Origin of the sequence: Pseudomonas sp. RC2C2 (genome assembly GCF_018390435.1) — a bacterium.
Taxonomy (GTDB): Bacteria; Pseudomonadota; Gammaproteobacteria; order Pseudomonadales; family Pseudomonadaceae; genus Aquipseudomonas; species Aquipseudomonas donghuensis.
On sequence record NZ_JAHBAX010000001.1, the window covers coordinates 641,441 to 655,943 of the forward strand.

Here is a 14,503-nt window from a genome sequence, read left to right on the forward strand (position 1 = left end):
CGATTACTGGCTACCGACAGGGTAATCAGCGGCCGATACTGAGCCCCATCCAAGGCATCCAGCCTTGTTCTTTCGGGAGCACAGCATGTCGACCCAATCCAGCCTCCACGGCAAAGTAGCCCTGATCCAGGGCGGTTCGCGCGGTATCGGCGCCGCCATCGTCAAACGCCTGGCCGCCGAAGGCGCCAGTGTCGCCTTCACCTATGCCAACGCCACGGCCCAGGCCGACGCCCTGCAACAGAGCATCATCGCCGCCGGCGGCAAGGCCCTGGCCATCAAGGCCGACAGTGCCGATGCCAGCGCTGTGCAGCAGGCGGTGCAAAGCACTGTTGAAGCGTTCGGTCGCCTGGATATTCTGGTCAACAATGCCGGGGTTCTGGCGGTGGGGCCGCTTGCGGACTTCAGCCTGGAGGACTTCGACCGCACCCTGGCGGTGAACGTGCGCAGCGTCTTCGTGGCCACGCAAGCGGCCGTCCGGCACATGGGCCAGGGCGGGCGGATCATCAACATCGGCAGCACCAATGCCGAACGCATGCCCTTCGCCGGTGGCGGCCCTTATGCCATGAGCAAATCGGCGTTGGTCGGCCTGACTCGCGGCCTGGCCCGTGACCTCGGGCCGCTGGGCATCACCATCAACAATGTCCAGCCGGGCCCGGTGGACACCGACATGAACCCGGCCCAAGGCGAATTCGCCGAAAGCCTGATGGGCTTGATGGCCGTGGGTCGCTACGGTCATGTCGACGAGATTGCCAGCTTCGTCGCCTACCTGGCCGGCCCCGAGGCAGCCTACATTACCGGTGCCAGCCTGAGCATCGACGGCGGCTTCGCGGCCTGAGGCGGGTCAATGGCCATCCCTGACCGCCAGGCGCTGTTCAATCAGCTGGGCAAAGGCCCTGGCGGCCGGGGTCGGGTGCATCGACCAGATCGCATACACGTGACGCACCGGCGCATCCTCGATTGCCACCGACATCACGCCGTTGAAGCTGTTGGCAATTCGCGCCGGCACCAGGCCGATGGCAAGGCCGCGTTTGGCAAACTTCTCCACCAGGCGGATATTGGTCACCTCGAACTGCACCCGATGACGCACGCCGGCGGCGGCAAAGGCCTCGTCGGTTTGCCGGCGGGCGCCGCTACCGGCCGGAAAATCCACCAGTGGCTGGGCCTGGAGATCAACCAGAGACAAGCGCGCGGCACCCGCCAAGGGATGCTCGACGGCCATGACCGCCACCAGTTCCTCTTCGGCCAGCAGGCGGTACTCGACGCCGTCCAGCCGCTCGCCCGGCCAAACCCCGATAAAGCCCACGTCCAGGCGCCGTTCGCGCACATCGGCAATGAGCAACTCGCTCTTGGCCATCAGCCAGCGGATATCCACCAACGGGTGCTGAGCATGAAAATCGGCCAGCAGATCGACCAGGTCAAGTTCGGTCAGCGAGGTGATCTCGCCGATGGACAATTGCCCGCGTACTTCGCCACAGGCCGCGGCGACATCTTCGGCAATCCGCCGGGTGGCTTCCAGCGCTGGCCGGGCACTCTGCACGAAGGCTTCGCCCGCCGGCGTCAGGCGCACGCGCCGCGAGCTACGCTCGAACAGGCTGACGCCGAGGGTTTCTTCCAGCCTGGCAATCTGGTGGCTCAAGGCCGACTGCACCACATGGCAGCGCTCGGCGGCACGGGTAAAGCTACCGGTGTCGACCACCGCCAGGGCATATTCAATCTGCTTGAGGTTCATGGATTGATCTATTTTCAAGATGGATAGAATGAAAACGATACATTGGCGTCATGCTAGCGTATTTCCGATACTGTCACTTCCCAACTGCCACTGATCGAGACGGTCCATGACCTCTTCCAGCCACACCCTGAGCCGCGGCCTGATTCTGCTGATGGCGACCGCCACGGGCCTTGCCGTCGCCAGCAACTATTACGCCCAACCCTTGCTGCACAGCATCGCCGAACACTTCGGCCTGACCACCGCCAGCGCCGGGGCCATCGTCATCGCCGCACAGCTGAGCTACGGCGCCGGCCTGTTGTTGCTGGCCCCTCTGGGCGACCTGTTCGAACAGCGCAAACTGATCGTCAGCATGATCGCCATCAGCACCCTGGGCCTGCTGATCAGCGCCTTTTCGCCCAGCCTGGCATGGCTGCTGATCGGCACCACCCTCACCGGCCTGTTCTCGGTAGTCGCCCAGGTGCTGGTGCCGATGGCCGCCGGCCTCAGTGATCCAGCGCAGCGCGGGCGAGTCGTCGGCACGCTGATGAGCGGGTTGCTGCTGGGCATCCTGCTGGCGCGCACCGCCGCCGGCTTCATGGCCGAACTGGGCAGCTGGCGCAGCATCTACCTGCTGGCTGCGGCGTTGATGGGGCTGTCGGCGATCGCCTTGTTCCGCGCCCTGCCCGAGCGTCATCAGCACGCCGGGCTCAGCTATCCAGCGCTGCTCGGCTCGGTGTTCCGCCTGTTCGTTGACGAGCCGATCCTGCGCTTGCGCTCGTTGCTGGGCCTGTTGTCGTTTAGTTTGTTTGCCCTGTTCTGGACCCCGCTGGCGTTTCTCTTGTCGGCCGAGCCCTACCATTTCTCTGACGCCGTGATCGGACTGTTCGGCCTGGCTGGTGCCGCCGGTGCCCTGTCGGCCAACTGGGCCGGGCGCCTGGCCGACCGTGGCAAAGGCCCGCTGGGCACCACGGTAGGCTTGCTGGCCTTGCTGCTCTCATGGGTGCCGCTGGCCTATGCACAGTCGTCGCTGGCGGCACTGTTGCTCGGTGTGCTGTTGCTCGACCTGGCGGTTCAACTGGTGCACGTGAGCAACCAGAATGCCGTGATTGCCCTGCGCCCGGAAGCCCGCAACCGCCTGAATGCCGGCTACATCACCTGCTACTTCATCGGCGGTGCACTCGGCTCGCTGCTCGGTACGCAACTGTTCCAGCGCTACGGCTGGGACGGTATTGTCATCGCCGGTCTGAGCATCGGCGCCCTGGCCTTGCTGGTCTGGGGCCTGGCCGAACGCCAGCGCGCCGTGCGCCTGCGTACCGCCTAACGGCGTACAAAGGCCTCATCGACCCGGGCCAGGTGCTCTTCGCGCAGGGTCCCGGCGTAGTAATGCAGCTTGACCCAGGCCAGCAGGTAGTCGTAGCGGGCCTGGGCCAGGTCGCGGCGGGTGGTTGCCAACTGCTGCTCGGCATTGAGCACATCGAGGTTGACCCGCTCCCCCCCCAGCACGCTCTGGCGGGTCGACTGTACCAACGCCTCGGCCGAGGTCAGCGCCCGCTGATAGGCGCGCAGGCGGCTGACGCCCGACTGGCAGGCGTTGTACTGGCGGCGCAACTCGATCAGGGTTGCCCGGGTGTTGCCGTCCAGTTCGTATTCGGCCTGCTCCAGGTTGCGGCTGGCCTGACGGGTGGCCGCCGACACCCCGCCACCGGCAAACAACGGCAGGCTGACTTCGATGCCGATGGTGTTGGTGTCGTAGCGCTGGTTGTAGGTGTTGCCACTGTCAGACTGCATTTGCCGCGATGTAGCGTAGGCGGTGACTTTGGGCAGGTGCCCGGCACGGTTGCGTTCCACTTCGTATTCGGCCACCTCCAGGGCCTGGCGCTGGGATGCCAGTTGCGGGTTATTGGCCAGCGCCAGCTCATGCCAGGCCTCATAGGTCGCCGGTTGCAGCGCCAGCAAGGCAAAGCCGTCGTTGATCGGCGCCAGTTCGTCGATGCGTGCCGAGGGTTCGCCGATCAATGCCCCCAGCTCACGCAAGGCGGCGTCCTGATCGTTGCGCGCCTGGATCTCCTCGGCGTCGGCCAGCTCAAAGCGGGCCTGGGCTTCGAGAATATCGGTACGGGTACCCTCGCCCTGCTGGAACAGTTGCTGGTTCTGCTGGAACTGCTGTTGATACGCCTGCTTGCTGGCCACGCTGATGCTGATCTGGTCTTGCGCAAACAGCGCCTGGGTATAGCTGGTCATTACCCGCACCAGCAACTCCTGGCTCTTGTCGCGAAACGCCTCGTCGGCGAACAGCGCCTGGGCCACGCCCTTGCGGTAGCTGGCGTAGGCTTCGTAGTCGAGCAAGGGCTGCTGGAGGATGAAGCTCGAGCCATAGCTGTTGTAGTGACGGTCTTCATCCTCGCGCCGCGAGTCGCCCAGGTAGCGGGCCTTGGAATCGTTGCGGCCCTTGTTGTAGTTGTACGACAGGTTCGGCAGCAAACCGGCGCGGCCAATGGCGCGGTTTTCCTGCCCGGCTTCGCGGGCCTTGAGCGCGCCAAGGAACACCGGGTCCTTGCGCAGCGCCTGCTCATACACCTGAAACGGCCCCATGGCCTGCGCGCCCGCCCCTGTTGTCAGGGCGAACGCCGCCAGCAGCCCGGTCATCAAGCTTTTCATGCACGGGCTTCCTTATTGTTCGGTCAACGCAGTGCCTGCCCGATCGAGCAGGGGTTTGAACAGGTAATTGAGCATCGAGCGCTCGCCGGTGCGCACGAACAGTTCGGCCGGCATTCCCGGTTTGATCACCAGGCCGTCAAGGCGCGCCAGTGCCTGTTCGCTGACCGTGCTGCGTAGCACGTAGTACGGCTGGCCGGTCTTGTCATCGAGCAACTGGTCGGCGGAAATCAGCGCCACCTCGCCCGCTACCCGCGGCGTGCTGCTCTGGTTAAAGGCCGTGAAAAGGATATCCACAGGCAGCTGTACCGCGACTTTATCCACAAGGTTGACCGGCAAGCGCCCTTCGACCTCGAGGGCAGTGCCCTGGGGCACCACCTCCAGCAGGGTTTCTCCGGCACGCACCACCGCACCTTCGGTATGCACGCCCAGGTTGACCGCGATGCCATCGGCCGGGGCGAGAATTTCGCTGTGCTGCAAGTCGAAACCGGCCGAGGTCAGTTGCTGCTCCAGGGTGACGCTTTTCAACTGCGCTTCCGCCAGTTGGCTACGCACTTCCTTCTGATACTCCTCACGACGCTGTTGCAGGTTCAGCCGCGACTCGACGATGCCCTGCTCCAACCGCGCACTGTCGCCGTTGTTCTGCGCCAGGTCGCGCTGGACCTGGGACAACTGACGCTGATACTCCAGCAAGCGGTTGCGCGGGATATAGCCCTGGCTGGCCAACGGCTTGAGGTTCTCCAGTTGTTCGCGCAGTGAATCGGCCTGGGCCTGCAGGTCACCACGGGCGCGGCGCATGCCTGCCAACTGGGCGACCGCACCGTCGATACTGGCGGTCAGCCCGGCCTGCTCGCGGGCCTGGGCGTCGCGGCGGCTGCTGAACAACTGCCGCTGGCTTTCAAGCACCAGGCTCAACTGCGGGTCGGGGTCGGCGCTGAGTTCTGCCGGGAAGACGACTTCGCCGAGGTTATCGCGCTCGCTCTGCCAGCGTGCCAGGCTGGCCCATGCCACCCGGTACTGGGCCTGCAGCGACTGCACGTCAGCCTGGACCTGGGTCTGGTCCAAGCGAAACAGTGGCTGCCCCTGCTTAACCCGTTGGCCTTCACTGACCAGGATGCGGCTGACCACGCCGCCGGCCAGGGACTGCACCGCCTTGCGCTTGCCCGAGACCACCACCGTGCCTTGCACGGCAATGCCCTGATCAAGCGGCGCCAGGGTTGCCCAGGCGATAAAACCGCCAAAGCCGACCAGGGTCAGCAACCAGCCGAGGCGTACATAAAAGCGTGCACTGCGGCTTTTATCGACCTGGCTCATGCGCCACCTCCGGTTGCCAATGCGGCATTGGCCGGTTGGCGCTGAGCCTGCTCCTGGGCCCGGCTCAGGGCCTGCATGACGTCATGCGCCGGCCCAAATGCCTGCATCCGGCCCTCGCTGAGTACCAGCAGCTTGTCGGCCTGGGCCAGCGCGGCCGAGCGATGGGTAACCAGCACCACGGTGCGGCCCTGGGCTTTCATTTGCGCAATGGCGGTGGCCAGCGCCGCCTCGCCACTGGTGTCGAGGTTGGAATTGGGTTCGTCGAGCACGATCAGGCTCGGCCCACCGTACAGGGCACGAGCCAGGGCGATGCGCTGCTTCTGCCCGCCGGAAAGATCGCCGCCGTCTTCGCCCAGGCGGGTGTCGTAGCCTTGCGGCAAGCGCAAAATCAGCTCGTGCACACCGGCTTGACGCGCCGCCTCGACCACCTTGTGGCCGTCCAGTTCGGCAAAGCGGGCAATGTTCTCGGCAATGCTGCCGCGCAGCAGTTCGATGTTCTGTGGCAGGTAACCGATGTGCGGGCCCAGGGCCTCGCGATCCCAACGGTGCAGGTCGGCGCCGTCCAGGCGCACGGTACCGGCCAGCGTCGGCCAGACGCCGACCAGCACCTTGGCCAGGGTCGACTTGCCCGAGCCGGAGGTACCCAGTACCCCGAGCACTTCACCGGCACTCAGGTTGAAGCTGATCTGCTGCAGGGTTGCCACGCGCTTGCCTGGCGGCCCGGCACTGACCTGCTCGAAGCTCAGGCGCCCGCTTGGCGCAGGCAAGGCCATCGGTGCCGGCGGCTCGGGAAACTCGCGCAGCAGGCCGTCCAGACGCTGATAGGCCATATGCGCCCCGCTCCACTGCTTCCACACAGCAATCAACTGATCGATGGGGCTGAGCACCCGGCCCATGAGGATGGACCCGGCGATCATCATGCCCGGGGTCATCTGCCCCTCGATCACCAGCAAGGCGCCCAGCCCCAGCACCAGCGACTGCAGGCACAGGCGCAGCGACTTGCTGATCGCGGTGATCACCGCCGAGGTATCACTGGCCTGGTTCTGCAAGGTCAGAAAACGCGAATGCAAGGCGAACCAGCGCTGGCGCAACGCTGCGAGCATGCCCATGGCCTGGATGCTCTCGGCGTTTTGCAACTGACTGCTGGCCAGGTGCGTGGACTGCTGCTGGAAACCGCTGGCTTCAACCAGCGGCTTGTGGGTCAGGCGTTCGTTGAGGATTGCCAGGGCAATCAGCAACAACGCACCAGCGCAGGCCATGACACCCAGCCAGACGTTGAACAGAAAGATCACCGCCAGGTAAATCGGAAACCAGGGGGCATCGAAGAAAGCGAACAACGCGGGACCGGTGACAAATTGCCTCACCTGCGTCAGGTCATTGAGCGATTGCCCTGCCTGTCCGTCCCCCCGGCGCAAGTTACGCTCAAAGGCCGCCCGATAGACATTCAGGTTAAAGCCCTGTTCCAGTTGGTTGCCGACCCGAATAACAATGAAACTGCGGATCGCTTCCAGTGCACCAATAAACACAAAGAAGCCGACCACCATCAACGTCAACATCCACAGGGTTGTTTCGTTTTGCGAAGACAGTACCCGATCATACACTTGCAGCATATAAATCGAGGGCACCAGCATGAGTAGGTTAATCAACGCGGTAAAACAACCCACACTCAGAAGCGTGGACTTGTGATCGGCCAGTGCTGCCCACAAGGGCGCACCGGCTTTATGAGTCGGCCTGTTCATTGTCCGCCTTTCTATCCCTGAAAAATCGGCAATCGCCTACAAGGTTTTATTCTTTATTCTTACGTTCCAACAACAGTGTCTCGCCGGACGCGGAAGTCCACTTGAACATACCGGGCTTATAACGGTTGAAGTGCACCAATGCGCTGCCGCTGCCATCCAGCAAGGCCAGGGTATCGGGGGTTGGCAACCAGCCGCTGGGGCGCTTGCCTATCAGCACTTCTACGCATTGCAGATCACCGCGCAAGGTTTGCGTTACATCCAGGTACAGCTCGCAACCTGCAGCGCGATCGGCTTCGGGGTAAAGCGTCCAGTCACCGGCCAGTTGTGCGGGAGTGGGGAGTAGCAGGCTGCTTGCCATACCGACCTCGGTCATCAACATCAGGGGAACCGCGCCGAGCGCGATCATTCGCTTGAGAGCCATCATCTGCCTGTAATCCTCTCAGAAGAAGCGGCGCTTGCGCGCCGCCCTTCCAGGCTGTTGTCAGACCACGATATCCGTGGCGACCGCCTGACCTACGGTGGTCACCAGGAAATCAGACAGGCTGTTGCCGGTGATGTCGATCGACAGGCTACCGAGGTTGCTGGCCTGATCGAAGCTCAGTACCGCCTCGCCGGCATGACCGGTGAAGGCATCAACGAACTGCAGTGGCAGCTTGTTGACGGCAAAGGCCGAGATGGCCGACAGGTCGATCTTGTCCTGACCGCTGACAAAATCCATGATCCGGTCAGGATTGCTCGGGGTCGAATCGCTGCTGGCAGCGAAGATGAAGGTGTCGGAACCGGCACCACCCCAGAGTTTGTCGCCACCGCCGCCGCCGTAGATGATGTCGTTGCCGGCACCACCCTTGAGCTCGTTGGCCACGGCGTTGCCGATCAGCAGGTCGTTGCCCGAGCCGCCGATGGCATTCTCGACGATGGCACCCTTGGCAATGGAAATATTGCCAATCATGCCGCCGACATCAGAGAACGACGCGTCATTGAGGTTGATCTTCTGGTTTTGGGTAAAACCGGAGAAGTCCAGGGTGTCGTTGCCGCCGCCGTCCCACACCGAAAAGACGACTTTCGACGAGGCCGAGGTGGCCGAGTAGAAGTCGCGGTCAGCGGTGGAGTTGAAGCCGTACACGGTGTCGCCGGAGCGGGTCGCGTAGTTGGCGCCATACAGCTTCTGGATTGCCGCGATGTCATCCATCAGCGGTGCCGAGGAGTACACCTGCACGCCGCCCTTGGTGAAGTTCTGGTTGGTGTTGCTCTCGCCCCAATAGCTCATGACGCTGTAGCCACGGGTGTCCTGACCGTAGGAAGCATCGGCGTAGGTCGGGTAGCCTTCCCCGGCGTTGTAGTCGCCCGGGTGAGACAAGCCCAGCACGTGGCCGATTTCGTGGGTCAGGGTCTGACGCCCGTAGTTGCCGTTTTCCGGGTTGACGTTGGCTTGGTACTGGCTGTTGATCAGGTACCAGGATTCACCCTTGTGCGAGCCTGGCCGGTCAAATGGCAGGTAGGCAAATGCCGCACCGCCGCTGCTGCCATCGCTGTAGTTGCCGAAGGTCATGTGACCGTCGCCACCTGTCGCGGCCTCCTTGAAGGTGACCTTGGCCACGTCTGCCCAGGACTGCATGGACAGTTTGGCCTGAGCCTTCTGCTGGGCGGAAAAGGCGCTGAACGAGCCCAGTTCCTGACTGTCGAAGCCAGCAGGCGCCTTGGTCAGGAAGGTATAGGTCAGGTTGATGGTGCCGTCCTTGTTCAGGTCTTTCCAGGCAGCGCCGTCACGCAGCAACTGGGTAGCGGCCTGGTCGACCGAGAACGAAGGTTTGCCATTCACTGTCGCACTGCCGCCGCGATCATATTGATGGCCGAAACTATTGATCAGGCTGTAAGCGGAACTTGCACCGTGTGGTTGCAATACAGAGCCAGCTGAAACAATAGCGCTTTCTTTGACTTTCGACATACAGACACTTCCTTGTTTACAAAAAAGCAGTTGTTGTCCGACAGGACGCTCCCGCGGCGAGATCGTCCTATCACTCGCCTGAATGAGGCGGGGAAAAACTGACACACCAGGAATTGAACTGTCCAGCTTTTTTTGACGCCAATTTTCATTAACCCAAGTTGTTTATTGTCCTACAATTTTAAAACCCTTGATTTAGCTTAGCGGCATCAATTTGCGCAAACGGCGATATATCGACTCCACTAAAAAAGCGAGCGACAGACGAAAACCGAGCAGGAGGCTTTAGTTGCGAATCCGAACTTTAATTATAAGAATGCGACATGCCGTTATAACTCGTGGGCCCTGAACCTTTACTTTTTTGTGACAACTAGGGGAGTACCCTCCGTCGCCTGACCATTGACTTGTGCCGTGCGCTGGCGCTGAGTAGGGATTGGTCAATAGCCCTTTCAACCTGGACGCCACTATGACAAGACTCACGGTTCAATCCGGCGATTTCTTGCAAGGTGAAGGCGAGTACCGCAATGGATCGCTCACACTCAAGACCGCCCGTAGCCCTTCACCCGGCGAGAAAATCGCCCTTACCCGCATTACCGACCTGGTCGTTGCCAATCAGGAGTCCAGCCGCAGCCTGAGCAGTGCCCTTGGCTGGGGTGTGGCCGGTGCCCTGGTGGCCGGCCCGGTTGGCCTGATCGCCGGCCTGTGGTTAGGCGGCAAGGAAGAGGAGGTGACCTTCCTCGCAACCTTCAAGGATGGTCGCAAGCTGATGGCCATCACCGACAAGAAAACCTGGTCGAAAATCGACGGTAATTGGCGGCGCCATTCCCAGACCGCAGCAAACGGTTGAAGCCGCGCGACGCCCGCTCGTTCATGGCAGTAGCAGCCGATTGAAAACAGGGGCGCCGCCAGCCGGTTGCCCCTGCTAAGATTGCGTCCCCGCCTGCCCGGCGCAATACCGGCAGGCTATCAATGCCTGGGCCCACGCCCCTCTACCTACTGGGCAAAAAACCCTTTCGGACTGCAGCCGATCAATAACGGCGCGTCCGCGTTCGCCGTCAAGGAGCTCCTGCATGACCCTGCCCCGCCCTCGCCTGCCCTTGCGCCTGCTCGGCCTGAGCCTGGCCCTGCCAGCCACGCACAGCCTGGCTCAGGACAGCATTACCTTGGCCCCGGTGCAGGTGTCCGAGGCCTACAGCGAGGGCTATCAGGCCCGCGAAGCGGCCGTCGGCGGCTTCCAGCCGGCACCATTGCTGGACACCCCGGCGTCGATTGCGGTGTTCAGCGAGCAACTGCTGGCTGATCGTCAGGTGCGCACACTCAGCGAAGTCCTGCAAAGCGATGCTTCGGTGGGTGAAAGCTATGCCCCGATCGGCTACTACGAAAACTTCAACGTGCGCGGTTTTGAGCTCAATGCCGCCAGCAGCTACAGGATCAACGGCCAGACCATCGCCGGCGAGCAGAACGTGGCCCTGGAGAACAAACAGCAGGTCGAGTTGCTCAAGGGCCTGTCGGGCTTGCAGAGCGGCGTGTCGGAACCCGGCGGGCTGATCAATTACGTGACCAAGCGAGCGCAAGATGTGCGTTCGGTGACAGTGTCGAGCAACGAGCAGGGTGAACGCTACATCGCCACCGACCTGGGCGGCTGGTTCGGCAGCGAGCGCCAGTTCGGCCTGCGCACCAACCTGGCCCATGAAGATATCCGCTCCTACGTCGACCATGCCGACGGCAAGCGCGACTTCGCCTCCCTGGCCTTCGACTGGCAAATCAACCCCGACGCGGTGCTGCAACTGGACGCCGAATACCAGCAGCGCGAACAGCGCTCGGTGCCGGGTTATCAGCTACTGGGCGGCAACAGCCTGCCCCACGGTATCGACCCGCATGACCGCCTGGCCTATCAGCACTGGGCCAACCCGGTGACAATCGATTCGCTGAACCTTGGCGGGCGCTTCGAGTATCGCTTCAGTGACAACTGGACGGGCAGCCTCAGCGCCTCGCGCAGCAAGGTGGTGATCGATGACTACAGTTCGTTTGCCTGGGGCTGCTATGGCGCACCCAGTTGCGCCGAATCCAGCGTACCGAACTATTTCAGCCCGCAAGGCGACTACGACATCTATGATTTCCGCAGCCCGGACGACACACGCCGTATCGACGAAGCCCAAGCGCTGCTGAACGGGCGTTTCGAGCTGGCCGGGCTGGGCCATGAGTTGACGGTCGGCAGCAGCGCACAGCGGCGCACCCTCGATCAGCGGCCAACCTTCAACCAGTTCATCGGTAGCGGCAACATCTACCAGCCAACCCCTGCACTGGAGCCGTTCGATGGCTCGCCAGGGCACTCCGAACGGCGCCTGGACAGCCGTCAATACGGTGTTTTTGTCAGTGACCGGATCACTTTCAACGAGCAGTGGCAGACCCAACTGGGCGCTCGCGTGGTGCGCCTGGACGAAAGAGCCTTCGATGAAGCCGGCAACGATCGCCGCCATACCCGCCAGTACGAGCTGCTGCCCAACGCAGCGCTGATCTACAAACCACGTGCTGATATCTCGCTGTACACCAGCTACAGCAAAGGCCTTTCAGCAGGCAGCGCGGCGCCATGGTTTGCCCAGAACAACCAGGACATCCTCGCCCCGACCACCTCGCAGCAGATCGAGCTGGGCATCAAGCGCGACTGGCAACGCCTGAGCCTGAGCGCAGCGCTGTTCCAGCTGCGCCAGGCCTATCAGTATTCGCAACCTGATGGCGCCGGACATTTCACCTATGTGCAGCAAGGCCAGCAGAAGAACATCGGCCTGGAGCTGGGCGCCAGCGGCTGGCTGACTTCCAACTTGCAGATCAATGCCAGTGCCGCGGCGATTCGCGCGCGGGTCAAGAACAGCGGCACGGCTGACTACGAAGACCATCAGGCGCTGAACGTACCGAACTTGCGTGCCGCGGTGCAGGCTGACTACAGCCTGCCAATCCCGGGCCTGGCCCTGCTCGGCGGCGCGCGCTACAGCGCCAGCAAGTACGCCAATCAGGCCGGTACGGTGGAAGTCGGCAGCTATGCGGTGTTCGATCTGGGGAGCCGCTACAGCACCAAGGTTGGCGGCTACGACACAGTACTGCGGCTGATGGTGGATAACGTCTTCGACAAACGCTACTGGCGCGATGCCGGGGAGTACCTGGGGGATGGTTATCTGTTTCAGGGTGCGCCGCGCACCGCACGGGTTTCGGCTTCTGTGAGTTTCTGAGGGCCTCATCGCGGGTCAAGCCCGCTCCCACAATGAATCTGCGTACGCCGCCGGACCTGTGGGAGCTGGACTTGCCAGCGATCGAGCGCGAAGCGGTCGTAATCCAGGCAGCACCTGATGTGCTGACTGCACTGGCCCCATCGCTGGCAAGCCAGCTCCCACCAAGCACCGCCGTCAGAACGGCTCGCTACCCTCGCGAATTTCCACTTCCAACACCTCGCCCAACGCAACCAGCTGCGCCGCCACGTCCCTGGTGGTGATGAAGCCACTGTAGCAGTCACTGTCGGTGGACCAGTTCCACAGCACCAGGCCCTGCTTGTGCAGTTCGTCGTGGGCCGTGACCATCAGCTCGGGCACCGTGGTGTCGTCGAGGAAGTCTTCATCCTCCGCGTCTTCGACACCGAAAGTGACTTCGGCATCCCGCGCCTCGGCCAGCTGTTGCACGCTCTGTACAAACGACTCGGTGTCTTTCCAGTCGACGAAGAACACCGACTCCCAGTCAGCCACATCCTTGACGATATACATCAGTTGCTGCGGATCGTCCTCGAATTCCTCGACGTCGTCTTCATCCAGCTCGACCTCGCGCAGGGCCTGGACATGCTGGCTGGCCATTGCCGCCGACGGACTGATCAGGGTCAGCAATTGTTCAGCGGCAAGGATCTGGGCCTTGGTAAAACATTCTTTGAGCATCTGAAACATCCTTTTTCATGGGCAAAACAAAAAGCCCCCGGCCTTGTTCAGGTCGGGGGCTTTTCTAGATGTGGCGGTGAAGAAGGGATTCGAACCCTTGATACAGTTTCCTGTATACACACTTTCCAGGCGTGCTCCTTCAGCCACTCGGACACTTCACCGGTTCTCGCCAAGCAGTTCAGCCTGTCGAGGCGCGCTAATGTAGTCGAAAGAGGTTCTAATGGCAAAGGTTTTTTTCAGAATATTCATGTGCTTAAGCCATTTAATCGAAAAAACACGGCACACAGGGCAAAGCCGCCATTCTCTGGCGTGCTTCGGCAGCCCGGTTTACCGCGCTCCCGTCAGGACAAGCACGTGGGCCGGGACGCTGACCGGTCAGTCAGTCACAGCGCTTTACCTCGGGCACTTGCCTGAGTAACGTCTGCCCCACTCCCCCTTAAGGAACCCTGTGATGAGTGAGCTGATTACCTACCACCTCGAAGACGGCATTGCGACCCTGACCCTGAACAACGGCAAGGTCAACGCCATCTCGCCTGACGTCATCAAGGCGTTCAATGCCGCCCTCGACCAGGCCGTGCAAGACCGCGCGGTGGTAATCATCACCGGCCAGCCAGGCATTCTCTCCGGCGGCTACGACCTGAAAGTCATGACCGCCGGCCCCAAAGAGGCCGTCAGCCTGGTGACCGCCGGCTCCACCCTGGCCCGGCGCATGCTCTCGCACCCGTTTCCGATCATCGTTGCCTGCCCGGGCCACGCGGTGGCCAAAGGCGCCTTCCTGCTGCTCTCGGCCGACTACCGCATCGGTGTCGAAGGCCCGTTCAGCATCGGCCTTAATGAAGTGCAGATCGGCATGACCATGCACCACGCCGGTATCGAACTGGCCCGGGATCGCCTGCGCCGCTCGGCGTTCCACCGGTCGGTGATCAACGCCGAGATGTTCGACCCGGCCAGCGCCGTCGACGCCGGCTTCCTCGACAAGGTAGTGCCGGTCGAACAGCTGCAGGAAGCTGCGCTGACGGCAGCCCGCCAGTTGAAGAAGATCAACATGAACGCCCACAAGCACACCAAGCTCAAGGTGCGCAAAGCACTGTTCGAGATCCTCGACGACGCGATCATCCGCGACCAGGAACACCTGGGCTGACCCCCTACCAAGGCCTGATTGCGATTATTCGCGCAATCGGGCCTGCCCCGCGCCAATGAGCGTTTGCCGATAGAAGTGCACACCCGTACA

12 protein-coding genes and 1 tRNA gene are annotated in these 14,503 nt (G+C 62.3%); 5 read left to right on the top strand and 8 right to left on the bottom strand.

Features of this window, described 5'->3' with window-relative positions:
* The first annotated feature begins 85 nt into the window (after window positions 1–85).
* A complete protein-coding gene (locus KHO53_RS02940) occupies window positions 86–835 on the top strand; it encodes a 3-oxoacyl-ACP reductase family protein (RefSeq protein WP_010226313.1) in 750 nt (249 codons plus the stop codon).
* Between the two features lie 6 nt (window positions 836–841).
* Here the strand turns inward: KHO53_RS02940 and KHO53_RS02945 are convergent, their stop codons facing one another.
* Window positions 842–1,729, bottom strand: coding sequence for a LysR family transcriptional regulator (locus KHO53_RS02945; RefSeq protein ID WP_010226314.1), 888 nt, complete (start codon window positions 1,727–1,729; stop codon window positions 842–844).
* 106 nt (window positions 1,730–1,835) lie between these two features.
* Here KHO53_RS02945 and KHO53_RS02950 point away from each other — a divergent pair, with 106 nt between their 5' ends.
* Entirely contained in the window at window positions 1,836–3,029 is a 1,194-nt protein-coding gene (locus tag KHO53_RS02950) for an MFS transporter (protein ID WP_036996509.1), read from the top strand.
* Here the strand turns inward: KHO53_RS02950 and KHO53_RS02955 are convergent.
* Genes KHO53_RS02955 through KHO53_RS02975 form a run of 5 tightly spaced genes read right to left on the bottom strand, consistent with a single transcriptional unit; the run spans window position 3,026 to window position 9,361 of the window.
* Window positions 3,026–4,366 (bottom strand): TolC family outer membrane protein, encoded by a 1,341-nt coding sequence (locus tag KHO53_RS02955; protein ID WP_010226316.1) that lies wholly within the window; start codon window positions 4,364–4,366, stop codon window positions 3,026–3,028. The genes KHO53_RS02950 and KHO53_RS02955 overlap by 4 nt on opposite strands.
* 12 nt (window positions 4,367–4,378) lie before the next feature.
* Window positions 4,379–5,677, bottom strand: coding sequence for an HlyD family type I secretion periplasmic adaptor subunit (locus KHO53_RS02960; RefSeq protein WP_010226317.1), 1,299 nt, complete (start codon window positions 5,675–5,677; stop codon window positions 4,379–4,381).
* Window positions 5,674–7,416 carry a type I secretion system permease/ATPase gene (locus KHO53_RS02965; protein WP_100782061.1) on the bottom strand — a complete coding sequence of 581 codons (1,743 nt, stop codon included), beginning with the start codon at window positions 7,414–7,416 and terminating at the stop codon, window positions 5,674–5,676. The genes KHO53_RS02960 and KHO53_RS02965 overlap by 4 nt, the downstream gene beginning before the upstream one ends.
* A gap of 46 nt (window positions 7,417–7,462) precedes the next feature.
* Window positions 7,463–7,840, bottom strand: coding sequence for an AprI/Inh family metalloprotease inhibitor (locus tag KHO53_RS02970; RefSeq protein ID WP_010226323.1), 378 nt, complete (start codon window positions 7,838–7,840; stop codon window positions 7,463–7,465).
* Between the two features lie 57 nt (window positions 7,841–7,897).
* Entirely contained in the window at window positions 7,898–9,361 is a 1,464-nt protein-coding gene (locus KHO53_RS02975) for a serralysin family metalloprotease (protein ID WP_010226325.1), read from the bottom strand.
* A gap of 460 nt (window positions 9,362–9,821) precedes the next feature.
* Here KHO53_RS02975 and KHO53_RS02980 point away from each other — a divergent pair, with 460 nt between their 5' ends.
* Both KHO53_RS02980 and KHO53_RS02985 read left to right on the top strand, forming a co-directional pair.
* Window positions 9,822–10,202 carry a hypothetical protein gene (locus tag KHO53_RS02980; RefSeq protein ID WP_010226328.1) on the top strand — a complete coding sequence of 127 codons (381 nt, stop codon included), beginning with the start codon at window positions 9,822–9,824 and terminating at the stop codon, window positions 10,200–10,202.
* A gap of 223 nt (window positions 10,203–10,425) precedes the next feature.
* Window positions 10,426–12,582 (top strand): TonB-dependent siderophore receptor, encoded by a 2,157-nt coding sequence (locus tag KHO53_RS02985; protein ID WP_010226330.1) that lies wholly within the window; start codon window positions 10,426–10,428, stop codon window positions 12,580–12,582.
* A 174-nt stretch (window positions 12,583–12,756) separates the two neighbouring features.
* Here KHO53_RS02985 and KHO53_RS02990 read toward each other — a convergent pair whose 3' ends face one another.
* The gene (locus KHO53_RS02990; protein ID WP_010226332.1) at window positions 12,757–13,272 is read right to left on the bottom strand and encodes a DUF6630 family protein; all 516 of its coding nucleotides are present in this window, start codon (window positions 13,270–13,272) and stop codon (window positions 12,757–12,759) included.
* A gap of 71 nt (window positions 13,273–13,343) precedes the next feature.
* Window positions 13,344–13,433 (bottom strand) — tRNA-Ser (locus tag KHO53_RS02995).
* A 290-nt stretch (window positions 13,434–13,723) separates the two neighbouring features.
* Here KHO53_RS02995 and KHO53_RS03000 point away from each other — a divergent pair.
* Complete coding sequence (locus KHO53_RS03000) at window positions 13,724–14,413, top strand: crotonase/enoyl-CoA hydratase family protein (RefSeq protein ID WP_010226334.1); 690 nt, start codon at window positions 13,724–13,726, stop codon at window positions 14,411–14,413.
* Window positions 14,414–14,503: the final 90 nt, after the last annotated feature.

What these genes read in the sequence shown, in the direction of transcription:
- KHO53_RS02975 (WP_010226325.1), bottom strand. Translation starts at nt 9,361, where the DNA reads ATGTCGAAAGTCAAAGAAAGCGCTATTGTTTCAGCTGGCTCTGTATTG.
- KHO53_RS02990 (WP_010226332.1), bottom strand. Translation starts at nt 13,272, where the DNA reads ATGCTCAAAGAATGTTTTACCAAGGCCCAGATCCTTGCCGCTGAACAA.
- KHO53_RS02945 (WP_010226314.1), bottom strand. Translation starts at nt 1,729, where the DNA reads ATGAACCTCAAGCAGATTGAATATGCCCTGGCGGTGGTCGACACCGGT.
- KHO53_RS02955 (WP_010226316.1), bottom strand. Translation starts at nt 4,366, where the DNA reads ATGAAAAGCTTGATGACCGGGCTGCTGGCGGCGTTCGCCCTGACAACA.
- KHO53_RS02985 (WP_010226330.1), top strand. Translation starts at nt 10,426, where the DNA reads ATGACCCTGCCCCGCCCTCGCCTGCCCTTGCGCCTGCTCGGCCTGAGC.
- KHO53_RS03000 (WP_010226334.1), top strand. Translation starts at nt 13,724, where the DNA reads ATGAGTGAGCTGATTACCTACCACCTCGAAGACGGCATTGCGACCCTG.
- KHO53_RS02980 (WP_010226328.1), top strand. Translation starts at nt 9,822, where the DNA reads ATGACAAGACTCACGGTTCAATCCGGCGATTTCTTGCAAGGTGAAGGC.
- KHO53_RS02960 (WP_010226317.1), bottom strand. Translation starts at nt 5,677, where the DNA reads ATGAGCCAGGTCGATAAAAGCCGCAGTGCACGCTTTTATGTACGCCTC.
- KHO53_RS02970 (WP_010226323.1), bottom strand. Translation starts at nt 7,840, where the DNA reads ATGATGGCTCTCAAGCGAATGATCGCGCTCGGCGCGGTTCCCCTGATG.
- KHO53_RS02940 (WP_010226313.1), top strand. Translation starts at nt 86, where the DNA reads ATGTCGACCCAATCCAGCCTCCACGGCAAAGTAGCCCTGATCCAGGGC.
- KHO53_RS02950 (WP_036996509.1), top strand. Translation starts at nt 1,836, where the DNA reads ATGACCTCTTCCAGCCACACCCTGAGCCGCGGCCTGATTCTGCTGATG.
- KHO53_RS02965 (WP_100782061.1), bottom strand. Translation starts at nt 7,416, where the DNA reads ATGAACAGGCCGACTCATAAAGCCGGTGCGCCCTTGTGGGCAGCACTG.